The sequence below is a fragment of the Streptomyces sp. NPDC053432 genome, assembly GCF_055585365.1.
The window spans coordinates 1-25,410 of the sequence record NZ_JBVJKF010000021.1; the positions used below are offsets into that span (position 1 = coordinate 1).

The 25,410-nt window shown below is 72.6% G+C and carries 27 protein-coding genes and 2 tRNA genes; 19 read left to right on the plus strand and 10 right to left on the minus strand.

Annotated elements, in window-relative coordinates; genetic code table 11:
* Window positions 1–89: 89 nt before the first annotated feature.
* Window positions 90–596, minus strand: coding sequence for a DsbA family protein (locus ACZ6Y1_RS28560; RefSeq protein WP_469635986.1), 507 nt, complete (start codon window positions 594–596; stop codon window positions 90–92).
* Window positions 597–780: 184 nt separating this feature from the next.
* On the opposite strand from ACZ6Y1_RS28560, the gene ACZ6Y1_RS28565 reads away from it, so the two are divergent.
* Together ACZ6Y1_RS28565 and ACZ6Y1_RS28570 are read left to right on the plus strand one after the other, a co-directional pair.
* A complete protein-coding gene (locus ACZ6Y1_RS28565; protein WP_469635990.1) occupies window positions 781–1,197 on the plus strand; it encodes a hypothetical protein in 417 nt (138 codons plus the stop codon).
* Window positions 1,198–1,306: 109 nt separating this feature from the next.
* The gene (locus ACZ6Y1_RS28570; protein WP_384756314.1) at window positions 1,307–1,480 is read left to right on the plus strand and encodes a hypothetical protein; all 174 of its coding nucleotides are present in this window, start codon (window positions 1,307–1,309) and stop codon (window positions 1,478–1,480) included.
* Here ACZ6Y1_RS28570 and ACZ6Y1_RS28575 read toward each other — a convergent pair.
* Both ACZ6Y1_RS28575 and ACZ6Y1_RS28580 read right to left on the minus strand, forming a co-directional pair.
* Window positions 1,421–2,041 (minus strand): CGNR zinc finger domain-containing protein, encoded by a 621-nt coding sequence (locus ACZ6Y1_RS28575; RefSeq protein ID WP_469635994.1) that lies wholly within the window; start codon window positions 2,039–2,041, stop codon window positions 1,421–1,423. The genes ACZ6Y1_RS28570 and ACZ6Y1_RS28575 overlap by 60 nt on opposite strands.
* Window positions 2,042–2,275: 234 nt before the next feature.
* The gene (locus tag ACZ6Y1_RS28580) at window positions 2,276–2,689 is read right to left on the minus strand and encodes an SsgA family sporulation/cell division regulator (protein WP_030011909.1); all 414 of its coding nucleotides are present in this window, start codon (window positions 2,687–2,689) and stop codon (window positions 2,276–2,278) included.
* Between the two features lie 177 nt (window positions 2,690–2,866).
* Here ACZ6Y1_RS28580 and ACZ6Y1_RS28585 point away from each other — a divergent pair, with 177 nt between their 5' ends.
* The gene (locus ACZ6Y1_RS28585) at window positions 2,867–3,328 is read left to right on the plus strand and encodes a TIGR02611 family protein (protein ID WP_469635997.1); all 462 of its coding nucleotides are present in this window, start codon (window positions 2,867–2,869) and stop codon (window positions 3,326–3,328) included.
* A gap of 46 nt (window positions 3,329–3,374) precedes the next feature.
* A tRNA-Val gene (locus ACZ6Y1_RS28590) sits at window positions 3,375–3,446 on the plus strand.
* A gap of 69 nt (window positions 3,447–3,515) precedes the next feature.
* Here the strand turns inward: ACZ6Y1_RS28590 and ACZ6Y1_RS28595 are convergent.
* The gene (locus ACZ6Y1_RS28595) at window positions 3,516–5,858 is read right to left on the minus strand and encodes an SCO7613 C-terminal domain-containing membrane protein (protein ID WP_469636000.1); all 2,343 of its coding nucleotides are present in this window, start codon (window positions 5,856–5,858) and stop codon (window positions 3,516–3,518) included.
* Window positions 5,859–5,971: 113 nt separating this feature from the next.
* Between ACZ6Y1_RS28595 and ACZ6Y1_RS28600 the strand changes: the two genes are divergently transcribed.
* Window positions 5,972–6,463 (plus strand): SRPBCC family protein, encoded by a 492-nt coding sequence (locus ACZ6Y1_RS28600; RefSeq protein ID WP_469636003.1) that lies wholly within the window; start codon window positions 5,972–5,974, stop codon window positions 6,461–6,463.
* A 38-nt stretch (window positions 6,464–6,501) separates the two neighbouring features.
* Window positions 6,502–6,573, plus strand: a tRNA-Val gene (locus tag ACZ6Y1_RS28605).
* Window positions 6,574–6,626: 53 nt separating this feature from the next.
* Here ACZ6Y1_RS28605 and ACZ6Y1_RS28610 read toward each other — a convergent pair.
* Window positions 6,627–7,352, minus strand: coding sequence for a 3'-5' exonuclease (locus ACZ6Y1_RS28610; RefSeq protein ID WP_376659680.1), 726 nt, complete (start codon window positions 7,350–7,352; stop codon window positions 6,627–6,629).
* A 206-nt stretch (window positions 7,353–7,558) separates the two neighbouring features.
* Between ACZ6Y1_RS28610 and ACZ6Y1_RS28615 the strand changes: the two genes are divergently transcribed.
* Window positions 7,559–8,137, plus strand: a complete 579-nt coding sequence (locus ACZ6Y1_RS28615) for a DUF4365 domain-containing protein (RefSeq protein ID WP_469636006.1) — start codon at window positions 7,559–7,561, stop codon at window positions 8,135–8,137.
* Window positions 8,137–9,330, plus strand: a complete 1,194-nt coding sequence (locus tag ACZ6Y1_RS28620) for a hypothetical protein (RefSeq protein WP_469636010.1) — start codon at window positions 8,137–8,139, stop codon at window positions 9,328–9,330. The genes ACZ6Y1_RS28615 and ACZ6Y1_RS28620 overlap by 1 nt, the downstream gene beginning before the upstream one ends.
* 59 nt (window positions 9,331–9,389) lie before the next feature.
* Here the strand turns inward: ACZ6Y1_RS28620 and ACZ6Y1_RS28625 are convergent, their stop codons facing one another.
* The gene (locus ACZ6Y1_RS28625; protein ID WP_469636013.1) at window positions 9,390–9,851 is read right to left on the minus strand and encodes a GNAT family N-acetyltransferase; all 462 of its coding nucleotides are present in this window, start codon (window positions 9,849–9,851) and stop codon (window positions 9,390–9,392) included.
* Between the two features lie 128 nt (window positions 9,852–9,979).
* Here ACZ6Y1_RS28625 and thrS point away from each other — a divergent pair, with 128 nt between their 5' ends.
* Together thrS and ACZ6Y1_RS28635 are read left to right on the plus strand one after the other, a co-directional pair.
* Window positions 9,980–11,956, plus strand: coding sequence for a threonine--tRNA ligase (thrS, locus tag ACZ6Y1_RS28630; protein ID WP_469636016.1), 1,977 nt, complete (start codon window positions 9,980–9,982; stop codon window positions 11,954–11,956).
* A 78-nt stretch (window positions 11,957–12,034) separates the two neighbouring features.
* A complete protein-coding gene (locus tag ACZ6Y1_RS28635) occupies window positions 12,035–12,595 on the plus strand; it encodes an HIT family protein (RefSeq protein ID WP_469636020.1) in 561 nt (186 codons plus the stop codon).
* Window positions 12,596–12,640: 45 nt separating this feature from the next.
* Here ACZ6Y1_RS28635 and ACZ6Y1_RS28640 read toward each other — a convergent pair whose 3' ends face one another.
* From ACZ6Y1_RS28640 to ACZ6Y1_RS28650, 3 genes are all read right to left on the minus strand, one after another.
* A complete protein-coding gene (locus ACZ6Y1_RS28640) occupies window positions 12,641–13,042 on the minus strand; it encodes a DnaJ family domain-containing protein (protein ID WP_469636023.1) in 402 nt (133 codons plus the stop codon).
* A gap of 44 nt (window positions 13,043–13,086) precedes the next feature.
* Window positions 13,087–14,754 carry a hypothetical protein gene (locus ACZ6Y1_RS28645; RefSeq protein ID WP_469636026.1) on the minus strand — a complete coding sequence of 556 codons (1,668 nt, stop codon included), beginning with the start codon at window positions 14,752–14,754 and terminating at the stop codon, window positions 13,087–13,089.
* A 131-nt stretch (window positions 14,755–14,885) separates the two neighbouring features.
* Window positions 14,886–17,090, minus strand: a complete 2,205-nt coding sequence (locus tag ACZ6Y1_RS28650) for an elongation factor G-like protein EF-G2 (RefSeq protein WP_469636029.1) — start codon at window positions 17,088–17,090, stop codon at window positions 14,886–14,888.
* Between the two features lie 240 nt (window positions 17,091–17,330).
* Between ACZ6Y1_RS28650 and pgsA the strand changes: the two genes are divergently transcribed.
* Genes pgsA through ACZ6Y1_RS28665 form a run of 3 tightly spaced genes read left to right on the plus strand, consistent with a single transcriptional unit; the run spans window position 17,331 to window position 20,082 of the window.
* Window positions 17,331–18,011 carry a phosphatidylinositol phosphate synthase gene (pgsA, locus tag ACZ6Y1_RS28655; protein WP_469636032.1) on the plus strand — a complete coding sequence of 227 codons (681 nt, stop codon included), beginning with the start codon at window positions 17,331–17,333 and terminating at the stop codon, window positions 18,009–18,011.
* On the plus strand, window positions 18,011–18,913 hold the full coding sequence (locus ACZ6Y1_RS28660) for a phosphatidylinositol mannoside acyltransferase (protein ID WP_469636035.1): 903 nt from the start codon (window positions 18,011–18,013) through the stop codon (window positions 18,911–18,913). The genes pgsA and ACZ6Y1_RS28660 overlap by 1 nt, the downstream gene beginning before the upstream one ends.
* Complete coding sequence (locus ACZ6Y1_RS28665) at window positions 18,913–20,082, plus strand: glycosyltransferase family 4 protein (protein ID WP_469636040.1); 1,170 nt, start codon at window positions 18,913–18,915, stop codon at window positions 20,080–20,082. Before ACZ6Y1_RS28660 ends, ACZ6Y1_RS28665 begins: the two co-directional genes overlap by 1 nt.
* Window positions 20,083–20,095: 13 nt before the next feature.
* Here the strand turns inward: ACZ6Y1_RS28665 and ACZ6Y1_RS28670 are convergent, their stop codons facing one another.
* Window positions 20,096–20,692 (minus strand): hypothetical protein, encoded by a 597-nt coding sequence (locus ACZ6Y1_RS28670; RefSeq protein ID WP_469636043.1) that lies wholly within the window; start codon window positions 20,690–20,692, stop codon window positions 20,096–20,098.
* 105 nt (window positions 20,693–20,797) lie between these two features.
* On the opposite strand from ACZ6Y1_RS28670, the gene ACZ6Y1_RS28675 reads away from it, so the two are divergent.
* From ACZ6Y1_RS28675 to ruvA, 6 genes are all read left to right on the plus strand, one after another.
* A complete protein-coding gene (locus ACZ6Y1_RS28675; RefSeq protein WP_376659693.1) occupies window positions 20,798–21,340 on the plus strand; it encodes a LemA family protein in 543 nt (180 codons plus the stop codon).
* Window positions 21,341–21,662: 322 nt separating this feature from the next.
* The gene (pdxS, locus tag ACZ6Y1_RS28680; protein WP_365033999.1) at window positions 21,663–22,580 is read left to right on the plus strand and encodes a pyridoxal 5'-phosphate synthase lyase subunit PdxS; all 918 of its coding nucleotides are present in this window, start codon (window positions 21,663–21,665) and stop codon (window positions 22,578–22,580) included.
* Window positions 22,581–22,587: 7 nt separating this feature from the next.
* Window positions 22,588–23,181: a pyridoxal 5'-phosphate synthase glutaminase subunit PdxT gene (pdxT, locus tag ACZ6Y1_RS28685; protein ID WP_469636049.1), complete on the plus strand. Its 594-nt coding sequence runs from the start codon at window positions 22,588–22,590 to the stop codon at window positions 23,179–23,181.
* A 57-nt stretch (window positions 23,182–23,238) separates the two neighbouring features.
* Complete coding sequence (locus ACZ6Y1_RS28690) at window positions 23,239–23,991, plus strand: YebC/PmpR family DNA-binding transcriptional regulator (protein ID WP_469636052.1); 753 nt, start codon at window positions 23,239–23,241, stop codon at window positions 23,989–23,991.
* Between the two features lie 126 nt (window positions 23,992–24,117).
* Window positions 24,118–24,645 (plus strand): crossover junction endodeoxyribonuclease RuvC, encoded by a 528-nt coding sequence (gene ruvC, locus ACZ6Y1_RS28695; RefSeq protein ID WP_469636055.1) that lies wholly within the window; start codon window positions 24,118–24,120, stop codon window positions 24,643–24,645.
* The gene (ruvA, locus tag ACZ6Y1_RS28700; protein WP_469636058.1) at window positions 24,646–25,272 is read left to right on the plus strand and encodes a Holliday junction branch migration protein RuvA; all 627 of its coding nucleotides are present in this window, start codon (window positions 24,646–24,648) and stop codon (window positions 25,270–25,272) included.
* Window positions 25,273–25,410: the final 138 nt, after the last annotated feature.

The following is a 25,410-nucleotide window of genomic DNA, read 5'->3' on the forward strand; positions in this document are numbered from 1 at the left end:
GGCGATCTGGCACAACCGGGCCACCGGAACACCGATCACACGATCACTGATCGCCTACGACCACTGACCAGGACTTCGGACTTACTCGTCTAGGCCCCGGCGGACTCCGCCAGCAGGCGGTCGGCGATCTCCTCGATACGTGCGCGCAGGCCCTCCTGGCTCTTGCCGCCATCGAGGCGCTCGCCGTCGATCACGTACGTCGGGGTGCCGGTCACGCCGATCGCCTTGCCCTCGGCCTGGTCGGCGTCGACGATCAGGATGTGCCGCCCGTCGATCAGGGCGGTGTCGAACTCCTCGACGTCCAGGCCTAGTTCACGCGCCACGTCCAGCAGCACCGACTCGCCGCGCTCGGCCAGCTCAGCGGTCCTGGCCAGTACGGCCTCCGCGTAGGGCCAGCCGTTCCCCTGTTCCAGGGCCTCCTCGGCGGCCTGTGCCGCGGCGAAGGCGTGCTTGTGCTTCTCCAGCGGGAAATGGCGCAGCCGGATGTCCATCCGGTCGCCGTAGCGGGCCCGCAGGGCGCGCACGTCGTCCAGCGCGCTGTGGCAGTCGGGGCACTGGAGTTCGCACCAGACGTCGAGGATCACGGAATCGGTCATGTCCCCAGTCTCCCAGCCCCCGGACGCGCCCGTTCCCCCCGGACCCGGTCCCCAGGGATGAGGCGCGACCCCGAGATGTCCCGGAGATCCGCCCGGCGGCGGCCCCGGGCCTGGCCGCCGGGGCGGGGGCCGGTGCACGATGGATGGGACAGATCGCCCAGCCGTCGAACAGCCGGAGGACCGCATGCTCGCCGAGACCATTTGTTCCGCGGTGTCCGCGGCGGGGCTGGGCATCGCCGCGGTGACCGCCTACCGCAAGCGGTTCCTGGCCGCCACGCGGATCGCCGCGTACTCGCTGGTGCCGGTCGCCCTCGTGCTGACCGGCCTGGTGGAGTGGGTGTCCGGGATCGCCTTCGACCCGACCGTCTGGATCGGCTTCGGGCTCCTCGGGCTGGCCTGGCTGCTCCTGTTCACCACCCGCGCCGTCGAACGCCGCGGCCTGGGGAAGAAGGCCGGCCGCGCTCCCGGGGCCGTCGCCCCGGCCGCCTCCGCGCCCTCCCTCGGAACCGGGGGCGCCGCCGGTGCCCGGAAGCCGCCGGCCCCCGCCGCCGGGGACGACTTCTCGGACATCGAGGCCATCCTGAAGAAGCACGGCATCTGAGCCGAAGTCCCCGGATCCCGGCGTGATCCACGAGATCGGGCGAACTCCCGCACGGACATTGGCGTGTTGAAGGGTCGCCGGCGGTGCGCTGCGCCATCATCGCCCCGACATGCTCGAGACATCGCAGGGTGAGCCGACGGTTCCCGCGCCGGCGCCCGCCTCCGTTGCCGAGGAGCCGAGAGGCTGCCTCTTCGCCCTGTCCCAGCCGCCGTTGATGATCTTCCTAGCGGTGATCGGCGTCCTGCTGCTGCTGGCCGCCGTGCACGATCTCTTCCTGCTCTGAGGGTCCCGTGTCGGCCCCCTTGCGACGGGCCCGGTACGCCGCCACGTGCAGCCGGTTCCCGCAGGTGCGGCTGTCGCAGTAGCGCCGGGAGCGGTTGCGGGAGAGGTCCACGAAGGCGCGCCGGCAGTCCGGGGCCTCGCAGCGGCGCAGCCGCTCCTGCTCCCCGGAGACCACGATGAAGGCCAGGGCCATGCCGCCGTCGGCCGCCAGGTGGTCGCCCACCGACGCGCCCGGCGCGAAGTAGTGCACGTGCCAGTCGTAGCCGTCGTGGTCGGTCAGCCGCGGGGTGGTGCCCGCCGTCGCCACCAGCTCGTTGATCAGCGCGGACGCGGTGCGCGGGTCCGGTGCGGCGAAGACCTGGGCGAACTTGCCGCGCACCGTCCGCACGCCCGCGAGGTCGCGGTCGCCGAGCTCGCCGACGTCGCTGATCGAGTGCTCCTGGACGAAGGCGCGCAGCGCACCGAGGTCCGCGAGCGCGTCGGGCTGATCCGCCTCGGCCGAGGTGTTCACCAGCGCGACGACGACGTCGAGCGCGCGACGGGTGTCGTGGGGGATCTGCACGGTGGTCTCCCTCAAGGGCCGGGCCTGCGGCGACGACCTCTGCCGTCGCTGGGGGCCGACTCTAGCGGGTTCCTCCAAAAGGGGTGCTCCGCGTCGCAGGCGTGGCCCCCGGACGCGCAACGGCGCCGTCCACGCGGGTGGCTCCCGCGGGGACAGCGCCGGCACGTCGTATGCGGTTGTCCGGCACACACCGTCGCCCCGAGTCGGACGGTGTCGCGCGGGTGTAGGGCTGGCTCAGCTCTCGGCCAGGATGTGGGAGAGCTCCTTGTCGAGGTCGAAGTGCCGGTGTTCGGTCCCCGGTGGGACCGCGGCATCCGTCCGCTTGAGGAATGACTCCAGTGCTCGGGCGGGTGCTTCGAGCAGTGCTTCTCCCTCCGGTGAGCTCAGGGCGATGCAGACGACCCCCTGACCGTGGCTGCGGGACGGCCAGACGCGGACGTCTCCGGTTCCGGTGGGCCGGTGGAGGCCCTCTGCGAGGAGGTCGCGGGCGAACACCCATTCGACCGTCTCCTCGGCGCCGGTGTGGAAGGTGGCGTGCACGGCGTAGGGGTCGGCCGTGTCATACCGCAGGCCCGCGGGAACAGGCAGTGAGGACTCGCTCGACACAACGAGGCGCAGGTGCAGCTCGCAGCTGACCGTGGTGTTCATAAGCGCCAGGGCCTTTCGCTCAGTGTGCGCTCGGGGATTCGCACGTCGGCGAAATCGACATGCCACCTACGGTGCCGTTGTAAACCCCTCTGACCGTTTTGCGGACCTCTGGGTCCCTCGGACGGCGGATCCAAACCGCCGTTCACGTGTGCTTGCCCCTCGGGTAGATTCGACTCCATGAATACGGGGAGTGACCACGAGACGGGCAAGCCCGCAGAGCCGACCGGAACCGGCGCGGCGGCCGACGGCGACGGCGCCGAAGAGACGCCGCACGTGTCGAAGGCACCCGCCTTCATCAAGGCCAACCGCAGCCTGCACCTGAGCTGGCAGGTCGGCGTCTTCGTCGTCGGCCTGGCCGTCATCGGCGCGGGCATCGCGATGCTCGTACTGCCCGGCCCGGGCTGGGTGGCGATCTTCGCGGGCCTGGCGATCTGGGCCACCGAGTTCGCCTGGGCCCACCTCGTGCTGCGCTGGACCAAGCGCAAGGTGACCGAGGCGGCCCAGAAGGCACTCGACCCGAAGGTCCGCCGCCGCAACATCATCCTGACCAGCGTGGGCCTCGCCATCGCGGCCGCGCTGATCGGTTTCTACCTGTGGAAGTACGGGCTCGTCCTGCCCTGGAACATCAAGGACCAGTGATGGTCAGGGGGCACCGCTGACATGCGGTAATGTTTGCGGTGCGTCCGGGCGATTAGCTCAGTGGGAGAGCACTTCGTTCACACCGAAGGGGTCACTGGTTCGAACCCAGTATCGCCCACCCGGACCCGAGGCCCGGAGACTTCACAGTCTCCGGGCCTCGGGTGTTTCCCCGCCCGGCCCGCCGGTGTCACGCCAGCCGGCCGATCGCGTCCCGCAGCCGGCGCGCGTCGCGCAGCCGCCTCTCGTAGGTCGCGCCCACCGCGAGCAGCAGCAGTCCCGCCATCGCCGGCGGCACCCAGCGCGGCAGCGCCCCCGCCACCTGCACCACGTACGGGGCCAGCTCGTGCAGCGCCACCACCGCCAGCACCGCGCCGCCCAGCAGCAGCGGCGCCTGCAGCCGCCGCCGGGCACCCGTGAGGGTCACCGCCAGGGCCGCCAGCCCCAGCAGCAACGGGCGCACCCACTCCGGATCCGCCCAGGCCGCCAGCAGGCTCGGCAACAGCGTGGCCGACAGCCCGGGACCGTACGCCGTCCAGGACGAGCTCGCGGGATCCCTGCGCCGCCGCAGCACGCCCACCGCCAGGGCCGGGAGCGTCACCGGCAGGCTGTAGGCCTCCGGCGCCGTGACTCCGGCATCGGCCAGCCGGACCCAGGCCGCCGCCACGAACAGCGCCCCCGCCGCCCAGCCCAGCACGCGCCGCTCCGGCCGGACCGCCGCCCCCGCGCAGACCGTCCCGAGCAGCGCCAGGACCAGCGCCAGCGTCCCCGCCCGCCCGGCCGACAGGGCCACCGCCATGGTGCCCGCCACGCCCGCCGCGATCTCCACGGGCAGCCGGACACCGCCCAGCCGGGGCCCGAGCGCGGCCACTGCTGCCGGGGCCGCGAGCACCGGCAGCGCCCACCACACCACCGCCAGGTCCGCCAGCGCCGCCGAGGCCGCCAGCAGCCCCGTGGCATGGCCGACCGCGCAGACCGCCGCCCCGGCACGGGCCCAGCGCGGCGCGGGCCCGTACGCCGCCGCAGCCGCGCCGAGCATGCACAGCAGCCCCCACACCGCAAAGGTCGCCGTACGGCCGTCCAGCGCGCCCAGGGACACGTTCACGGCCCCTGCCAGCGCGCAGATGCCCGCCGCCGCACCCGTCGCCATGGCCGGCGCCCGCAGCGCGAGCACCCCGGCCGCGCCCGTCACCGCCAGCTGCGTCGCGAACACGGCCGCCACGGGGAGACCGAGCAGCACCGGGGCCGTGAACAGCCCCGCCCACGCCAGCACCGCCGCCACCGCCGCCGGCTCCGGGCGCGACAGTGTCCGCGACAGCCACCAGGCGGCCCCCGCCGTCAGCAGCAGCGCCACCGCGGGCGCCGCCCCCGTCCCGGACGGACCGGCGCCCGGGGTCGTCCCCGCCCACACCTCCGCCAGGACCCCGGCCCGGGCCGCCAGCGCCGCCGCCGCCGGAGCCGCGGACAGCAGCGCCGCCAGGGCGGCCACCCCCGCCCCGGCCCGGGCGAGCCCGTGCCGGACCGGCGCCGGGAGCGCGTGGGCCCGTACGGTCGCCACCAGGGCCAGTGCGACCAGCAGGTACGCCACCACCGCCCAGGCGGGGGACAGCTCCGGCCGGGCCACGCCCCCCAGCGCCGCCACCCCCGCCAGGCCGCCCACCACGGCCGCCGCCCCCGCGCGCGGCTCCCGCCAGGCCGCCGCCACCCCGAGGGCCGCGCCCGCCAGCAGCAGCGCCGCCGGAGCCAGAGCCGCGGCCGCCGAAGCCGCCGACCAGGACTCGGACACGCCCGTCAGCAGCGCCCCCGGGCCCAGCACGGCCGCCGGCAGCGCCGCCCAGCGCAGCCGCAGGGCGAGCGCCGCGTCCAGCGCGGCCGTCGCCAGCAGCGCCCAGGCGAGCTCCAGCGGGCCCGCCTGCGCGGCCAGCGCAGCCAGCGGCAGCGGGAGCTGCGCCGCCAGCACCGCCGCGGGCAGCGGGATCCGCAGCCCGCGCAGGGCCGCCCCGTAGCCGGCCCACGCCGCCGCCAGCACCGCGGCGGCCCCCGCCGTCCAGGCCCGGGGGTCGACCTCCGGGGCGGCGACGACGTACAGCGCGTACGCGTCCAGCACGGTGAGCAGCAGCCCCACCGCCGCGACGGACTCCGCCGTCGAACGCAGCCCCCGCCGCAGCAGCGGCACGGGCGCGGCGAGCGCCGCGGCGGTCACCGCGCCCAGCACCGCGCAGCGGCCGGCGATCCCGAGCGAGCCCCAGCTGACCAGCGTGAACGCCAGCGCGGCCACGGCCAGCAGGACGGCGCCGAGGGTGAGGAGCACGTTCTGCGCACTCGGCGCCGAAGCGTCCTTCGCGGGCCCGGACACCGGAGTCGATCCCGGGGAGAAGCCCGCGGCGGCCGGCGAGGGCGGCGGCCCCGCCGCGTACAGCAGGCGCAGCAGCCAGTCCCTGCGGGCCAGCAAGTACTGGCGACGGGAGTCGAGTTGGACCAACTCGCGGTCGATGAGCGCCAGCTCCTCGGCCGGCGGCAGGGGCGTGTTCATATCCGGAGTGTGGCGCCGGTCACGCGGTCAGGACATGGGCGTACGTACTCAGATGTGCCCTGAGTACGCGCGAACCGCACCCGTGCGCACCCGCCGCGCGCCACACTGGATCCATGGACCGCAGCCGCTGGGACCGCTGGAACCGCTACCGCTTCCGCAGCGTGTGGGACCTCGACGCCCCGCCCGCGCGGGTCTTCGCCGTACTGGAACTCCCCGGCGACTACCCGCGGTGGTGGCCCCAGATCCGCCGGGTCGAGGAGCTCGACGAGCGCAGCGGCACCGCGACCATCCGCTCGCTGCTGCCCTGGTCCCTCCACGTCACCGCCACCCAGCTGCTGCGCGACCCCCGGCGGCGGGTCCTGGAGGTGGCCCTGCGAGGTGATCTCGACGGCTGGGCGCGCTGGACCGTACGGCCCCGGAGCGCCGCCGGGGGCGCTCCGCGCACCCGGGCCCTCTACGAGCAGGAGGTCGAGGTGCGCCAGCCCGTGATGCGCCGGCTCGCGCTGCCGGGGCGGCCGGTGTTCCGGCTCAACCACGCCCTGATGATGCGGGCCGGACGGCATGGCCTGGAGGCGCTGCTGGCAGGGCGCCCGGAGGCGGTTTGAACCGTCCCCAAGTCTTCTGTATTGTTCAGTGCGTTCCCGGGCGATTAGCTCAGCGGGAGAGCACTTCGTTCACACCGAAGGGGTCACTGGTTCGATCCCAGTATCGCCCACCGGGACAGGCCGGTCCGTCTTATCCACGGACCGGCCTTCCGCATTTTCGGGGCTAGGCCGCCGTCGACAGGTCCGGCCGCAGCGGCCAGTGCGGGTCCACCGGCTCCGGCGTCCCCTGGCGCGCGAACCACGCCTGCAGACCGCGCGCCTGTGCCGCGTGCCACACCGCCTGCAGCGTATGCAGCTCCGCCGGGGTCAGCCGCTCCAGGCGGGCCGCGAACCGGCGGCCCACCGCCCGTACGAGCTCCAGCGAGGCCTGCGCGTCGGCCGCCGCGTCGTGGGCGCCCTCCAGCTCGATGCCGTAGTGCTCGCACAGGTCCGTCAGCGTTCGGCGACCCTTGCGGTACCGGTCCAGGTGCTTGTCCAGGACGCGCGGATCCAGCACCGTCAGCGGCCGGTTGTCCAGGTACCGGGCCAGCGAGGAGGCCCGGTGGCGGCGCAACTCCCGGTCCAGGAGCGTCAGATCGAAGGGAGCGTTCATCACCACCACCGGGCGCCCCGCCACCTGCTGCTCACCCAGCGCCCGGGCTATCTCCTCCACCACCGGCGCCGGCCAGCGGCCGTTGCGCTGGAGGTGCTCGTCGGTCAGCCCGTGCACTTCCGTGGCGCCCGGGGGCACCGGGATCCCGGGATTGACCAGCCAGCGCGTGGTGCGGATCCGGCCCCCCGCACACTCCTGGACGATGAGCGCGGCGGACACGATCCGGTCCTGCTCGACGTCCACTCCGGTGGTCTCCGTGTCGAATGCGGCCAGCGGGCCCTCGTACCAGCGTGTCATGGCGAACTCCTCGTCCCCGGTCGGCGGATGGGGCGCACTCGGATCACGCCACCTTCGCCCGCATGGTGATACCCGTGCTCTTCGGCGCGTACGCCGTTTGCGGTGGCCCTGGTACGGAGACAACACCCTTGGGGGACCGCACACATGACCGGTCGTCACCCCACCCACCACAGACGGCAGAGCCCGGAAGGCATGGGGAGCCGGCCATGGCGCTCGCGCAGCCCGAACAGGGCGGGGTGCTGCAGGGACGGTCCGGTGCGCCGACCGGACCGCTGCGCGGCACGCTCGCCACCACCGCCTGCATGGAGACCCTCCAGGTGGGATACCTGCACGCCGTCGCGGCCGCCGCCGGCTGCTCGCTCTCACAGCCCTTTCCGGACAACGGGATCGACTGGCACGTCAGCCACGGTGCCCCCGAGCACGTCGTCGACGACGAGGTCACCATCAAGGTGCAGCTCAAGGCGACCTACCAGATACCGCCCCGGCCGGCCGGGCCCACCTTCTCCTTCACCCTCGACAACGAGCACCTGGTGAAGCTGGCCCGCACCCCGGTCGCCGTCCACAAGATCCTCGTCGTGATGCTGGTCCCCCGGGAGCGCGAGCAGTGGCTCGCCGCCGGGCACGACCGGCTCGACCTGCGGCACTGCTGCTACTGGACCAACCTCGCGGGACACCCCGTGACCGGCCGGCGCCGGACCACCGTACGGATCCCGACCACGCGGATCTTCGACGACCGTGCGCTGTGCGAGATCATGACCCGGGTCGGGTCGGGAGGGACACCCTGATGCACTGGAACCCGCCGCACCTCGAACCGCTGCCGCCGCCCGGTTTCAACGACCCCGCCGTGCCCGACCCCGGACAGGTCGACCCCGCGGTCCTCGGCGCCCTCCTGCACCGGCACGGCTGGCTGCGGCGCGGCGGGGCCGCCGGGCGGTACGGCCGCTGGACGCCCCCGGCCGGCGCGGGCACGAGCCTGCTCGTCCCCGAGAACCGCACCTTCCCCGACTGCGCGGACCTGCTGGAGGAGGCGCTCACCGCCCTCTCGCGCAGCGGGCTGCCCTCGGCGCGCGAGGTGCTGTACGGGCTGAGCGTGCCCAGCGACGAGGTCCGCTGGGAGCGGGAGATCCCGGAGGGGCCGCAGGGGCTCCAGGGCGAGGCCGACTGGACGGCGCAGGAGCAGCTGCGCTCGGCGGCCCGGCGGCTGCTGCTGGCCGGGGCGCTGGCGGACCGGGCGCGGGCCGGCTACTACGGAGCCCGCCACCGCGGCCAGGCCGAACGGGCGCTGGACGGGGTGCTGGTCGGCCCTTCACCGGGGGGCCGCAGGCTCACCGCGTACGTGCCGGTGGACGGGGGCCGGGGCACGGTGAAGCGGCTGCACCACGCCCTGCACGCGGCCCGCGAGGCCGTGGACTACCGGCGGGCCACCGGCGGCATGGAGGCCTTCGACGCGGCCGTGGAGGCCGGGGTCAGCCGGGAGCTCGCGGACGGGCTCATCGCCCTGGTCCGGGGTGCTGAGGGGGCCCGGGTCACGCTCGCGTGGGCACCGGCCGCCGGGGTCCCCGCGGGATGCGCGGCCCGGCCGGAGCCCGTGGAGTTCTCCCCGGGCGACCTCCCGGTACTGAGGGAGGCCGCCGCCCGCTACACCCAAGACGAGCCGGCCGTCACGGTCCGGATCGTGGGCACGGTCGTACGGATGCGGCGCTCGGCACCGGGCGGCGGCGGGACGGTCCGGCTGCGGGTCCTCGCCGGGGCGGACCTCGCCTCGGTCCGGGCGGAGCTGGACGAGGAGTCGTACCGGGTCGCGGGCCACGCCCACCTGGTCGGCCTGCCGATCAGGCTGACGGGCCGCCTCCACCGCCGGGGCGGGTTCCGGCGGCTGACCCACGCGGCTGAGGTGACCCCGGTACCGCTGGACGAGGTCGAGCGGGACCGGCTGATGAAGTCCCTGGACACGACCTTCGACCCGTCGGACGAGTAGTCGGCCATGCCCGGGGCGCCTCCCGGCGGCGGTCCGGCAGGCCCGGGCCCCAGGAGGCCCTACGGCGTGCCCGGCCCCGGGCGGGAGAAGGAAGCCATGCGCAGGCCGGGGACGGGGGAGAAGTCCTCGCCGCGGGCGAAGCCGAACCGCTCGTACAGCGCCACGGCGGGCGCGTTGTCCGCTCCCGTCGACACCGTGACGGGGCGGTCGTCCGGCACCCGGCCCAGCAGCAGCGACGCGACACCCCGGCGGAACCAGCCGGGGTCCACGCAGAGCCGGTCCACACACAGGCCCCCGACGCCGGCTTCCTCCCACGCGATGAAGCCGACGATCTCCCCGCCCCCGGCCAAGGCGCCGACCCAGCTCAGCTCCCGCGCCCGCATCTCGGCGAGGCTCTCGCGCAGCGCCGGTATGCCGTCGAAGCCGATGATCTCCGCCTCCACCGCGTACGCGGCCCGCCCGATCCGGTGCACCGCCTCCGCGACGTCGTCGTCGCCCAGGTCCAGCAGTCGTGTCCGCATGCCGATCACGCTACCCGCGGCCGCCACCCGAGCGGCCCCCGGTAACCGTTTAGCGGCGCGGCCGCTCCGCTCGGTACGATTCAGGCGCGCAGTGTTCGCTAGCGCACCCCCTGAGTCAGGAGAGACCGGTGTCAGACGTCCGTGTGATCATCCAACGCGATTCCGAGCGGGACGAGCGCGTGGTGGCCACGGGCACTACGGCGGCGGAGCTCTTCGCCGGCGAGCGCACCATCGTCGCCGCGCGCGTCGCGGGCGAGCTCAAGGACCTCAGCTACGAGGTGAAGGACGGCGAGACCGTCGAGCCGGTGGAGATCTCCTCCGAGGACGGCCTGAACATCCTGCGCCACTCGACCGCGCACGTCATGGCGCAGGCCGTGCAGGAGCTCTTCCCCGAGGCCAAGCTGGGCATCGGCCCGCCGGTCCGGGACGGCTTCTACTACGACTTCGACGTCGCCAAGCCCTTCACCCCCGATGACCTCAAGGCCATCGAGAAGAAGATGCAGGAGATCCAGAAGCGCGGCCAGCGCTTCGCCCGCCGCGTGGTCACCGACGAGGCGGCCCGCGAGGAGCTCGCCGACGAGCCGTACAAGCTGGAGCTCATCGGCATCAAGGGCTCCGCGTCGACCGACGACGGCGCGAACGTCGAGGTGGGCGGCGGCGAGCTGACCATCTACGACAACCTCGACGCGAAGACCGGCGAGCTGTGCTGGAAGGACCTCTGCCGCGGTCCCCACCTGCCCACCACCCGCAACATCCCGGCGTTCAAGCTCATGCGCAACGCGGCCGCCTACTGGCGCGGCAGCGAGAAGAACCCGATGCTCCAGCGCATCTACGGCACCGCGTGGCCGTCGAAGGACGAGCTGAAGGCGCACCTCGACTTCCTCGCCGAGGCCGAGAAGCGCGACCACCGCAAGCTCGGCAACGAGCTCGACCTCTTCTCCGTCCCGGACGAGATCGGCTCCGGCCTCGCCGTCTTCCACCCGCGCGGCGGCATCATCCGCCGGACCATGGAGGACTACTCGCGCCGCCGGCACGAGGAGGAGGGCTACGAGTTCGTCTACTCCCCGCACGCCACCAAGGGCGCCCTCTTCGAGAAGAGCGGCCACCTGGACTGGTACGCGGAGGGCATGTACCCCCCCATGCAGCTCGACGGTGGTACCGACTACTACCTCAAGCCCATGAACTGCCCGATGCACAACCTGATCTTCGACGCGCGCGGCCGCTCCTACCGTGAACTGCCGCTGCGCCTCTTCGAGTTCGGCACCGTGTACCGGTACGAGAAGTCCGGTGTGGTGCACGGCCTGACCCGCGCCCGCGGTTTCACCCAGGACGACGCGCACATCTACTGCACCCGTGAGCAGATGGCGGAGGAGCTCGACCGCACGCTCACCTTCGTGCTGAACCTGCTGCGCGACTACGGTCTGACCGACTTCTACCTGGAGCTGTCCACCAAGGACCCGGAGAAGTTCGTCGGCTCGGACGAGGTGTGGGAGGAGGCGACCGCCGTCCTCCAGCAGGTCGCCGAGAAGCAGGGCCTCCCGCTGACCCCCGACCCGGGCGGCGCGGCCTTCTACGGCCCGAAGATCTCCGTGCAGGCGCGCGACGCCATCGGCCGTACCTGGCAGATGTCGACCGTGCAGCTCGACTTCAACCTGCCGGAGCGCTTCAACCTGGAGTACACCGCGCCCGACGGCACCCGCCAGCGGCCGGTCATGATCCACCGTGCGCTGTTCGGCTCGATCGAGCGGTTCTTCGCCGTACTGCTGGAGCACTACGCGGGCGCCATGCCGCCGTGGCTGGCCCCGGTCCAGGCGGTCGGCATCCCGATCGGCGACGGGCACGTGGAGTACCTGCAGGAGTTCGCCGCCGAGGCGAAGAAGCAGGGCCTGCGGGTCGAGGTGGACGCCTCCTCCGACCGCATGCAGAAGAAGATCCGCAACCACCAGAAGCTCAAGGTCCCGTTCATGATCATCGTCGGTGACGAGGACATGGCGGCGGGCACCGTCTCCTTCCGCTACCGCGACGGTTCGCAGGAGAACGGCATCCCGAAGGCCGAGGCGCTGGCCAAGCTGGCCAAGGTCGTCGCGGACCGCGTCCAGGTCTGACGGACCCGCACGACCCGAAGGGCCCCCGGAAAGTGATCACTTTCCGGGGGCCTTCTCCGTCCGTACCGGCAAGGTCATATGCTTGCCGCCATGACGAGTGAGCCGGAGCAGCAGAACGGCGTTGGTACGCATGACGGGTTCCAGCGCCTGTGGACCCCGCATCGGATGGCCTACATCCAGGGCGAGAACAAGCCCACCGGCCCCGAGGCCGGGGACGGGTGTCCCTTCTGCGGGATTCCGGAGATGTCGGACACGGACGGGCTCGTCGTCGCCCGCGGCAAGCACGTCTACGCGGTGCTCAACCTGTACCCCTACAACGGCGGGCACCTGATGGTCGTCCCGTACCGGCACGTCGCCGACTACACCGATCTGGACGCCCTCGAGACCGCCGAGCTGGCGGACCTCACCAAGCGGGCCATGGTCGCGCTGCGCAAGGCCTCGGGGGCGCACGGCTTCAACATCGGCATGAACCAGGGCAGCGCGGCGGGGGCCGGCATCGCCGCGCACCTGCACCAGCACATCGTGCCCCGCTGGGGCGGGGACACGAACTTCATGCCGATCGTCGGCCACACCCGCGTCCTGCCGCAGCTCCTCGCGGACACCCGGCAGATGCTCGCGGACGCCTGGCCCACGGACTGACCCTCGGACGGCGGCGCGCGGAGGGCGGCGGGTGCGGCGGAGCGCTCAGGCGGCGTGCGCCGCGCGCCACTGCTCCAGCACGTCCTCGACGTCGTACTCGGCCAGGTTCAGCGGCGGGCCCTGCGGCGGCATGCACAGGGCCGCGGCGATCTTCTCGTTGATCCCGGTGAGGATCGCCCGCACCTGCCGCTCGGAGCGGGCCGCGCGGGCCGCCGCCAGCGCGTCCTCGGCCTCCTTGCGCAGCGCCAGCGCGGGCGGCAGCGCGGCGAAGCCCTCGCGGTGCATCTTCCCCTTGATCCACCACATCTCGTCGTAGGGCGCGTCCAGCGAGGCCAGCGGCTTGCCGAAGCCCGGCAGCTCCTCGAACTCGCCGCGGTCGGCGGCCTCCCTGATCTGCCGGTCCACCCAGGACTCGACGTCCACGCCAGGCGGTTTGCGCTCCGTCATGCTGCCTCCTCGGGGGATCACTTCAGCCTAACCGGGCGCCCCGCCTACGCGTCGTAGACGTCGGCCTTGCGCGGGGCCGGCTCCTGGATGAGGCCGCTCATGATCGAGGAGCGGTTGGTGAAGCGGTCGATGTCGACGCCGTTCTCCTCGAGGACCTTGAACGTCGCGGCGTGGACCGCGCGGAGCACCGGGGCCACCGTGCGCAGGGCGTCGTCGGCCATGAAGCGGTGGCGCCACATCGAGCCGGCCCAGACGTGCCGGATGCCGAAGGGCTCGGGCAGGACCAGCTTCCCGCCGAGGTAGTCCAGGACCGGCGGGAACCAGGTCAGCGGGGCCCGGACGGCGAGGCGTACGACCTCGCTGGCGTCCACCAGCGGCTGCGGGCGCTCGACGGTCTCCCAGAAGCGGATGCTCTTGGGGACCTCCACCACCGGGGCCTTCGACTTCGTCGTGAACAGGCCGTGCACGGGGCCCAGCGCGTGCGCGGTGACGTCCACGCGCAGCGTCTTGTAGAGCACGGTGACCGTGACCAGCATGTTGATGACGAGCTGGCCGTCCCAGAGCGGGTACTGGATGCCCAGGTAGTGCCGGTTGCCGGAGCTGAACTGCTGCTCGTTGCAGATCCGGGTGATCTCGTGCGGCTTGATCAGGAAGTTGTCGATGTTCTCGCCGGAGGGGCGGGCCACCTCTGCGGCGCCCTCGCCGATCGGCGTGACGATCCAGTGCTGGATGGCGGCGGTCGGGAAGCCTCCGGTGTGCAGGGGGCCGCGCTCCAGCTTGCGGAGCTGGGTGTCGATCGCGCGTATGACGTCCCAGCTGCGGAAGGGGTGGATCTCGGCGCCGTCGGTCATGGGCGCCAGCTCCTCGGCCATCTGCCAGCTGCCCCAGCGGGTGCCCATGCCGAGGATGCCCTTGGGCCCCGCGTAGAAGACCTGGTTGCTCCGGTCCTCGGCGGTCAGCTTGGCGAGCTGGTGGCGCAGGTCCTCGCGGGCCTTCTCGTCGGGGTTGCCCGGCACGGCCTCCGGGATCTTCGCGCCGATCCCGTCACCGGCCAGCAGCCCGTCCCAGCGGGAGCGCAGGTCCGCGGCGGTCGACTCGCACAGCCGGCGGGCGAGCAGCCAGCCCAGCGCCGGGGCGATCACCATGCCGCGCAGGTAGAGGCCGAGGAAGCCGGTGAGCGGCAGCCGGAACATCAGCACCGCCACCACCACGGCGATGCCGACCAGGATCGCCGTGCCCATCCACGACGCGCGCTTGCCCTCGCTGTCGGCGAGCGTCTTGCGGAGCTGGAAGAGCCCCAGCCACAGCAGCAGCCCCGGCAGGAACAGCACACCGCAGACCAGCATGATCAGCCGGAGCTTGCTGTCGCGCTCCTTGCGGATGCGGGTGGCCGCCAGGCAGTGCTCGACGACCGTCTGCGGGTCGGCCCCGAAGGACTGGATGAGCGGCTTGCGGCCGGCGCCCAGGGTGCGGGCCTCCACGGCCCGGCAGAAGGCCTCGCCGAGGTTGGGTTCGAAGAGCGATATCTTGCCGGGCTTGACCGTGGCGGGGTGGTTCTCGCTGTTGGCGGTGAGGATCGTCGCCAGTTTCGTGTCACCGCCGCCGTCGCGGTACGCGGCCGAGGCCAGCGCGTTGGTCGCCGCCGTCTGCCCGCCACCGCCCTGGAGAGGAATCTGCGCTCCGGGCCTGAAGTCGAATCCGTCGTCCGCCACCGCTGCCCCCATCGCTGTGCGTTCGTGCTCTTTGGTGCGCCGACGAGCCTATCGGCGGATCCCGCCCCATGGTCATGGGACAGGGAAATGCCGCCCACCGCAAGCGGGTTGGCGGGCGGCCCTTCCCGACACTATGTCAGCTTGCTTCCCTTCTCGGTCTGTTCGCGCACCTTGTCCGCGATCTGTGGCGGCATCGGCTCGTGCCGGGCGTAGGCCCGGGCGAAGCGGCCCGTACCGTGCGACACGGAGCGCAGCTCGACCGCGTACCGGCCGATCTCGATCTCGGGGATCTCGGCGCGGACCCGGGTGCGCCCGGGACCGGCCTGGTCGGTGCCGACGACCCGGCCGCGGCGGCCCGCGAGATCGCTCATGACCGGGCCGACGTACTCGTCCGGTACCAGGATCGCGAGCTCGGCGACCGGTTCGAGCAGGTCGATCCGGGCCTCGGCGGCGGCCTCCCGCAGGGCCAGCGCGCCGGCCGTCTGGAAGGCGGCGTCGGAGGAGTCCACCGAGTGCGCCTTGCCGTCGAGGAGGGTGATGCGCACGTCGACCAGCGGATAGCCCGCGGCCACCCCGCGCGCGGCCTGCGTCCGTACGCCCTTCTCCACGGACGGGATGAACTGGCGGGGCACCGCGCCACCGACCACCTTGTCCACGAACTCGATGCCGCTGCCCGGCGGGAGCGGCTCGACCTCGATCTCGCAGATCGCGAACTGGCCGTGGCCGCCGGATTGCTTGACGTGCCGGCCGCGTCCTGCGGCCTTGCCGCCGAAGGTCTCGCGCAGGCTCACCTTGTGCGGTACGGCGTCGACCTGGACGCCGTACCGGGTGCGCAGCCGCTCCAGGGCGAGGTCCTGGTGGGCCTCGCCCAGGCACCACAGGACGACCTGGTGGGTGTGCGGGTTCTGCTCCAGCCGCATCGTCGGGTCCTCGGCGACGAGCCGGGCCAGGCCCTGGGAGAGCTTGTCCTCGTCGGCCTTGCTGTGGGCCTCGATGGCGAGGGGGAGCAGCGGGTCGGGCATGGTCCAGGGCTCCATGAGGAGCGGGTCGTCCTTGGCGGAGAGGGTGTCGCCGGTCTCCGCGCGGGTGAGTTTGGCCACGCAGGCCAGGTCGCCGGCGATGCAGTGGTTCAGGACGCGCTGCTGTTTGCCGAAGGGGGAGCTCAGGGCGCCGATCTTCTCGTCGACATCGTGGTCCTCATGGCCCCGGTCCTCCAGGCCGTGACCGCTGACGTGCACGGTCGCCTCGGGGCGCAGGGTGCCGGAGAAGACGCGGACCAGGGAGACGCGGCCGACGTACGGGTCGGAGGAGGTCTTGACGACCTCGGCGACGAGCGGCCCGTCCGGATCGCAGGTGACGGCGGGGCGGGGGGAGCCGTCCGGGGCGGTGACGTTCACGGCGGGGCGTTCCGAGGGAGTGGGGAAGCCGCCGGTGATCAGTTCGAGGAGCTCCACGGTGCCCAGGCCCTGCTTGGCCCCCTCGACGGCGGGGGCCGCCATCAGGACGGGGTGGAAGGTGCCGCGGGCGACGGCCCGCTCCAGGTCGTCCACGAGGGTCTTGACGTCGATGTCCTCGCCGCCCAGATAGCGGTCCATGAGGCTCTCGTCCTCGCTCTCGGCGATGATCCCCTCGATCAGGCGGGAGCGGGCGCCCTCGATGAGGGCGCGCTCCTGCGGATCGGGGTCGCGTTCCACGCGGGAGCCGGAGGAGTACTCGTACACGCGCTGGGAGAGCAGGCCGAGCAGGCCGGTGACGGGGGCGTGGCCGTCGGCCCCGGCGGGGCCGTGCAGGGGCAGGTAGAGGGGAATGACGGCATCGGGGTCGTCGGCGCCGAAGATCTCGCCGCAGACGGCGGTCATCTGCGTGTAGTCGGAGCGGGCGGCCTCCAGGTGGGTGACGACGATGGCGCGCGGCATGCCCACGGCCTCGCACTCGTCCCAGACCATGCGGGTGGCGCCGTCGACGCCGTCCGAGGCGGAGACGACGAAAAGGGCCGCGTCCGCGGCGCGCAGACCGGCCCTGAGCTCACCGACGAAGTCGGCGTATCCGGGGGTGTCCAAGATGTTGATCTTGATCCCGCCCCATTCGACGGGGACGAGGGAGAGCTGGACGGAGCGTTGTCGGCGGTGCTCGATCTCGTCGTAGTCGGAGACGGTCCCGCCGTCCTCGACGCGGCCCGCCCGGTTGACCGCTCCCGCGGTCAGGGCCAGGGCTTCGACCAGTGTGGTCTTGCCGGATCCGCTGTGGCCGACCAGCACGACGTTCCGTATGGAGCTCGGCCGGTCGGCCGTCAGTGCCCTGCCGGCGGCTCCGGCTTGGTGTGATGTGGCTCCCATGATTCTCGTGCCTCCCGGTGGTGACGGTGAGGAGGTGGGTGTCCTTCGAGCTTTGCACCGCTGTCACACCGCGTCCATACGTCGTACCCGGAGCGGCCCCGCGGGGGTCGCCGGGCACGGCGCGATCCACAAGCGGAAGGAACCGGTGGGTGCGCGGCGTCCCCGGGGCGGCGTGCTGGCTACGATGGGCCAGCCGGTGGCCGTGGTGGCCGTGCGGCCCAGCGACCCTCCGGGAAGGCCATGCTGAACAAGTACGCGCGTGCATTCTTCACGCGTGTTCTCACGCCATTCGCCGCTTTTCTGCTCCGGCGGGGGGTGAGCCCGGACGCGGTGACCCTGATCGGCACCGCCGGAGTGGTGGCCGGAGCGCTGGTCTTCTTCCCCCGGGGAGAGTTCTTCTGGGGAACCATCACCATCACCGTCTTCGTCTTCTCCGACCTGGTGGACGGGAACATGGCCCGCCAGGCCGGGATCTCCAGCCGCTGGGGCGCCTTCCTCGACTCCACCCTCGACCGGGTCGCGGACGCGGCGATCTTCGGCGGCCTCGCGCTCTGGTACGCGGGGTCCGGGAACGACAACGCGCTGTGTGCGGTCGCGATCTTCTGCCTGGCCAGCGGGCAGGTGGTCTCCTACACGAAGGCCCGCGGCGAGTCGATCGGGCTGCCGGTGGCCGTCAACGGCCTGGTCGAACGGGCCGAGCGCCTGGTGATCTCGCTGGTCGCGGCCGGTCTGTCCGGACTGCAGACCTTCGGCGTGCCCTCCTGGATCGGGGTGCTGCTGCCGATCGCGCTGTGGATCGTGGCGGTGGGCTCGCTCATCACGCTGATCCAGCGCGTGGTCACCGTGCGCCGCGAGTCGGCGGAGGCAGACGCGGCCTCCCCGTCCTCACCGTCCTCGCCCGCCGAGGGCGGTGCCGCCTGATGGGCAGGGCACAGGACAAGCTGGTCGACGCGGTGTACGGGCTCGGCTGGGCCGGGGTGAAGAAGCTGCCCGAGCCGGCCGCCGTGGCCCTCGGCCGCCGCATCGCCGACTACGCCTGGAAGCGCCGCGGCAAGAGCGTGCTGCGCCTGGAGTCGAACCTGGCCCGGGTGGTGCCGGAAGCCACGCCCGAGCGGCTGCGCGAGCTGTCGCGGGCCGGAATGCGCTCGTACATGCGGTACTGGATGGAGTCCTTCCGGCTGCCCACGATGGATCCGCAGCGGTTCGGCGAGGACGTCCAGCTCAAGGACGACCACATCCTGCGCGAGGCCATCGCCTCGGGGCGCGGGGTCGTCGCGGCCCTGCCGCACCTGGCCAACTGGGACCTGGCCGGGGCCTGGGTCACCGGCCACCTCGGCGTCCCCTTCACCACGGTCGCCGAACGCCTCAAGCCCGAGAGCCTCTACGACCGCTTCGTGGCCTACCGGGAGAGCCTGGGCATGGAGGTGCTGCCGCACAGCGGCGGCGCCGCCTTCGGCACCCTCGCCCGCCGGCTCCGCTCCGGCGGCCTGATCTGCCTGGTCGCCGACCGGGACCTGTCGGCCTCCGGGGTCGAGGTGGACTTCTTCGGCTCGACTGCGCGCATGCCGGCCGGGCCGGCGCTGCTGGCGCAGCAGACGGGGGCGGTCCTGCTCCCCGTGACCCTGTACTACGGGGACTCGCCGAAGATGTACGGCCGCATCCACCCCGAGGTGGAGGTGCCGAGGACCGGAACCCGGGCCGAGAAGACCGACGCCATGACGCAGGCGCTCGCGGACGCCTTCGCCCGGGGCATCGCCGAGCACCCGGAGGACTGGCACATGCTGCAGCGGCTGTGGCTGGACGACCTGGAGGAGCGCCCGTAGTGAAGATCGGCATCGTGTGCCCGTACTCGTGGGACGTGCCGGGCGGCGTCCAGTTCCACATCCGCGACCTGGCGGAGCACCTGATCCGCCTCGGCCACGAGGTGTCGGTCCTGGCACCGGCCGACGACGAGACCCCGCTCCCGCCCTACGTGGTCTCGGCCGGCCGGGCCGTCCCCGTCCCGTACAACGGCTCCGTCGCCCGACTCAACTTCGGGTTCCTCTCCGCCGCCCGGGTGCGCCGCTGGCTGCACGACGGCACCTTCGACGTGATCCACATCCACGAGCCCGCCTCCCCCTCCCTGGGGCTGCTGTCCTGCTGGGCGGCCCAGGGGCCGATCGTGGCCACCTTCCACACCTCGAACCCGCGCTCGCGCGCGATGATCGCCGCCTACCCGATCCTGCAGCCGGCGCTGGAGAAGATCAGCGCGCGGATCGCCGTGAGCGAGTACGCGCGCCGCACCCTGGTCGAGCACCTGGGCGGGGACGCGGTGGTCATCCCCAACGGCGTCGACGTGGATTTCTTCGCCAAGGCGGAGCCGAACCCCGAGTGGTCCGGGCAGACCCTGGGCTTCATCGGCCGCATCGACGAGCCCCGCAAGGGACTGCCCGTGCTGATGGCGGCCTTCCCGAAGATCGCGGAGGCCTGCCCGGACGTACGCCTCCTGGTGGCCGGCCGCGGTGACGAGGAGGAAGCGGTGGCGTCCCTGCCCGTGGATCTCCGCTCCCGCGTCGAGTTCCTCGGCATGGTCTCGGACGAGGACAAGGCGCGGCTGCTGCGCAGCGTCGACGTCTACGTCGCCCCGAACACCGGCGGCGAGAGCTTCGGCATCATCCTGGTCGAGGCCCTCTCGGCGGGCGCGGCGGTGCTCGCCTCCGACCTGGACGCCTTCGCGCAGGTCCTGGACCAGGGCGGCGCGGGCGACCTCTTCGCCAACGAGAACGCGGACGCCCTCGCGGAAGGCGCCATCGCCCTCCTGCGCGACCCGGCCCGCCGCGCGGAACTCAGCAGCCGCGGCTCGGCCCACGTCCGCCGCTTCGACTGGTCCACGGTCGGGGCGGACATCCTGGCGGTCTACGAGACGGTCACGGACGGCGCGGCGGCGGTGGCCGCGGACGAACGCGTCCCGCTCCGCACCCGGCTGGGCTTCTCCCGCGACCCGTCCTCCTGACGGGCGGGACGGCTCACCAGCCTGCGGAGGCGACCCGGTCGGGCCGCCCGCCGCGGGCGACGGTCACCTCGAAGACCTCGCCCCCGGCGGTGGTCATGCGGATCCGGTCCGGGGCCGTCCACACGGCCTCGCGCAGCTCGTCGTCCGTGTCGTCGCCGTTGAAGTGGCCGACGGCCCAGCGGCGCTGCATGGGCCAGGTGCCCTGGTCGACGTAGACGTACCAGAGAGGGTCGATCATGGCCGTGCCCCGCTCCACGACGAGCCGCCGGTCGCTCCGGCCGGGAGCCGCCTCGCTCTTCGTCTCCCAGGTCGGGCCGGCCAGCATCGAGAGGAGGCCCGCGAGGAGCAGGAACGGGATGCCGAGGACGAGCAGCGTCGTGCACAGCACGAGGCGCACCGTGGACTTCGCCATCCCCAGCAGGAGGGCCCCGGTCAGCGAGACCAGGGCGACCCACCCCAGTACGACGGGGTACTCACCGACCCCGGCGAGCAGGGTGAGGCCGCCGGAGCCGCGGCCCTGGCGGAAGGCGATCCCGACCACCGCCACGAGGACGACGGCCAGTGCCAGCAGGACCCAGGCCGACGGTCTGCGGTAACGCGCGTAATCCATGATCCCCCCGAGTGGTGTGATGATCAGGCAGCCTAAGGGTGCGTTCGGCGCCGCAGCCAGGGCTGATGGGCGGCGGGGCGCCGCGGAGCGGTAGTGTCGCCGCCCGTGATCGAAACCCTTGTCTGGATTGCCCTCGCTCTCGGAGTGGTCGGGGTCTACCTCAGTTGGACCGCAGGCCGGCTCGACCGGCTGCACTCGCGGATGGACGCCTCGCGGGCCGCACTCGACGCGCAGCTCGTGCGGCGGGCCTCCGTGGTGCTGGAGGTGGCGACCTCCGGGGCCCTGGACCCCGCGTCCTCCCTGGTGCTGTACGAGGCCGCGCACGCCGCCCGGCAGGCCGAGGAGGAGAACCGGGAGGTCGCCGAGAGCGAGCTCAGCCAGGCACTGCGGGCGGTGTTCTCCGACGCCGACCAGGTGGAAGTGCTGAAGGCGGCACCGGGGGGCGTGGAGGCCGCGGAGGACCTGGCGGCGGCCGTGCGGCGGGTGCCGATGGCGCGGCGGTTCCACAACGACGCCGTACGGGCCGCACGAGCCCTGCGCAGGCACCGCAAGGTGCGATGGTTCCGGCTGGCCGGGCACGCCCCGTTCCCGCTCGCCTTCGAGATGGACGACGAGCCCCCGGCCGACCTCGCCGACCGGCCCGCCTAGTGCCGTGACCGGAAAGGGTTCACCGGGTCGCGCTGCCCGGCACGGCACCTCGCCGCGTTGTCGGACCACGGCGGTACGTCCAGTACGAGCCGTGGCCCTCCGCCTTGCGATGCACCGCACCGGACAACGCGACCCGGCAAACCTTTCCGGTCACGGCACTAGCAGATCCCCACCGGGCCGCGACAGGCCGCAATGGACCGCAATGGACCAGTCGAGGAGCCACCTGCTCCATATTGGCCCTTGCAGTGGACTGGTCCGCCAGGGTTTCCTCTGCCAGTAGAAACCGCCCCCTTCCGAATTCCCTTCGAGTGAGGTCATTTCCGTGAGCACGCTTCCCACCACTCCCCAGTCCGCTGAGTCGGCCATCGGCACCTCGCGCGTCAAGCGAGGCATGGCCGAGCAGCTCAAGGGCGGCGTGATCATGGACGTGGTCAACGCCGAGCAGGCGAAGATCGCCGAGGACGCCGGCGCCGTGGCCGTCATGGCCCTGGAGCGGGTCCCCGCCGACATCCGCAAGGACGGCGGCGTGGCGCGCATGTCGGACCCGAACATGATCGAAGAGATCATCGAGGCCGTCTCCATCCCCGTCATGGCCAAGTCCCGCATCGGCCACTTCGTCGAGGCCCAGGTCCTGCAGTCCCTCGGCGTCGACTACATCGACGAGTCCGAGGTCCTGACCCCGGCCGACGAGGTCAACCACTCCGACAAGTGGGCGTTCACCACCCCCTTCGTCTGCGGCGCCACCAACCTGGGCGAGGCCCTGCGCCGCATCGCCGAGGGCGCGGCCATGATCCGCTCGAAGGGCGAGGCCGGCACCGGCAACGTCGTCGAGGCCGTCCGCCACCTGCGCCAGATCAAGAACGAGATCGCCAAGCTGCGCGGCTTCGACAACAACGAGCTGTACGCCGCCGCCAAGGAGCTGCGCGCCCCGTACGAGCTCGTCAAGGAGGTCGCCGAGCTCGGCAAGCTCCCGGTCGTGCTGTTCTCCGCCGGTGGCGTCGCCACCCCGGCCGACGCCGCGCTGATGCGCCAGCTCGGCGCCGAGGGCGTCTTCGTCGGCTCCGGCATCTTCAAGTCGGGCGACCCGGCCAAGCGCGCCGCCGCCATCGTGAAGGCCACCACCTTCTACGACGACCCGAAGATCATCGCGGACGCCTCCCGCAACCTGGGCGAGGCCATGGTCGGCATCAACTGCGACACGCTGCCCGAGGCCGAGCGCTACGCCAACCGCGGCTGGTAGTCCCGACATGACGAACACCCCCGTGATCGGTGTCCTGGCGCTCCAGGGCGACGTACGGGAGCACCTGATCGCCCTGGCCGCGGCGGACGCCGTGGCCAGGCCGGTCCGGCGTCCCGAGGAGCTCGCCGAGGTCGACGCCCTGGTGATCCCCGGTGGCGAGTCCACGACCATGTCGAAGCTCGCCGTGCTCTTCGGCATGCTGGAGCCGCTGCGCGAGCGCGTGGCCGCCGGCATGCCCGTGTACGGCACCTGCGCCGGCATGATCATGCTCGCGGACAAGCTCCTGGACGGCCGTGAGGACCAGGAGACCCTGGGCGGCATCGACATGATCGTCCGCCGCAACGCCTTCGGGCGGCAGAACGAGTCCTTCGAGGCCAAGATCGACTTCGCCGGCATCGAGGGCGGACCCGTCGAGGGCGTCTTCATCCGCGCGCCCTGGGTCGAGTCCGTCGGCGGCGGCGCCGAGGTGCTCGCGACGTACGACGGCCACACGGTCGCCGTCCGCCAGGGCAACGTCCTGGCGACCTCGTTCCACCCCGAGCTGACGGGCGACGACCGCGTCCACGCGTACTTCGTCGACATGGTGCGCGCGGGGCTGTGACCCGGTCCCGGTAGGATCGGAGACGAACACTGTTGGTTACGCGAAGGAGACAGGCGGATGTCCGGCCACTCTAAATGGGCTACGACGAAGCACAAGAAGGCCGTGATCGATGCCAAGCGCGGCAAGCTCTTCGCGAAGCTGATCAAGAACATCGAGGTCGCGGCCCGTATGGGCGGTGCCGACATCGACGGCAACCCGACGCTCTTCGACGCCGTTCAGAAGGCCAAGAAGCAGTCGGTCCCGAACAAGAACATCGACTCCGCGGTCAAGCGCGGCGGCGGCCTCGAAGCCGGCGGCGCCGACTACGAGACGATCATGTACGAAGGCTACGGCCCGAACGGTGTCGCGGTGCTCATCGAGTGCCTCACCGACAACCGCAACCGTGCCGCCTCCGACGTCCGCGTCGCCATGACCCGCAACGGCGGCTCCATGGCCGACCCGGGCTCGGTGTCGTACCTGTTCAACCGCAAGGGCGTCATCCTGCTGCCCAAGGCCGAGCTCACCGAGGACGACGTCCTGGGCGCGGTCCTGGACGCCGGTGCCGAAGAGGTCAACGACAACGGCGACACCTGGGAGATCATCAGCGAGGCCACCGACCTGGTCGCGGTCCGCACCGCGCTCCAGGAAGCCGGCATCGACTACGACTCGGCGGACTCCAGCTTCGTCCCGACCATGCAGGTCGAGCTCGACGAAGAGGGCGCCCGCAAGATCTTCAAGCTGATCGACGCGCTGGAGGACAGCGACGACGTGCAGAACGTCTTCGCCAACTTCGACGTCTCGGACGAGGTCATGGAGAAGGTCGACGCGTAGCGCTGCCGCGAGCTCGGCGTTCTCGGCGGGCCGGCAGGACACACGTCCTGCCGGCCCGCCGCTTTGTCAGTGCCACCCGATAGCCTGATTCTTCGATGTCAGTGATCGCGCAGAGGGGGGCGTGCGGTGCGCGTACTGGGTGTGGACCCGGGGCTCACGCGGTGCGGTGTCGGCGTGGTCGAGGGGGTCGCCGGCCGCCCCTTGACCATGCTCGGCGTGGGGGTCGTACGGACGCCCGCGGACGCGGAGCTGGGCCACCGGCTCGTCGCCGTCGAGCGGGGCATCGAGGAATGGCTCGACACGCACCGGCCCGACGTCGTCGCCGTGGAGCGGGTCTTCAGCCAGCACAACGTCTCCACCGTGATGGGCACCGCCCAGGCGAGCGCCGTCGCCATGCTGTGCGCCGCACGCCGGGGGATACCCGTCGCCCTGCACACCCCCAGCGAGGTCAAGGCCGCCGTCACCGGCAGCGGCCGGGCCGACAAGGCGCAGGTCGGATCCATGGTGACCCGGCTGCTGCGGCTCGCCGAGCCGCCGAAGCCCGCCGACGCCGCCGACGCCCTCGCCCTCGCCATCTGCCACATCTGGCGGGCCCCCGCCCAGAACCGCCTCCAGCGGGCGGTCGCCCAGCACGCCTCGAAAGGCCGTAAGTAGATGATCGCCTTCGTCAGCGGCCCGGTCGCCGCACTCACCCCCACCCTGGCCGTGATCGAGGTCGGGGGAGTGGGGATGGCCGTGCAGTGCACCCCGAACACGATCGCGGGCCTGAGGACGGGGGAGCCGGCCCGCCTGGCGACCTCCCTGGTGGTCCGGGAGGACTCCCTGACCCTGTACGGCTTCGCCGACGACGACGAGCGGCAGGTCTTCGAGCTGCTCCAGACCGCGAGCGGGGTCGGTCCCCGGGTGGCCCAGGCGATGCTCGGGGTGCACAGCCCGGACGCACTGCGGGCGGCCTTCGCCGCAGGGGACGCGAAGGCCCTGACGGCGGTGCCGGGCATCGGGCCCAAGGGCGCGCAGAAGCTGCTGCTGGAGCTCAAGGGCAAGCTGGGCGCGCCCGCCGCCCCCGTGGTCGGGGCCCAGCGCGCGGCCGCGTCGGCGCCCGCGCCCTGGACCGAGCAGCTCACGGCCGCGCTGATCGGGCTCGGCTATGCCTCCCGCGATGCGGAGGAGGCGGTGTCGGCGGTGACGCCGCAGGCGGAGGCCGCCATCGCTGCCGGTGGCTCGGCTCCCGTACCGCAGCTCCTGCGGGCCGCCCTCCAGTCCCTGAACCGGGCCCGCTGACCCGCTGTACCGCTGCGCGGGGCCGGTCCCCTACCCTCCCCCGGACTCCGCCCGGGGGACCCCCTCTTCCACCGTTCCCCGGGGGCTCCGGGGCGGAGCCCCCGGAAACGGAGAATGGGCGGGTAGGGGACGGAGCCC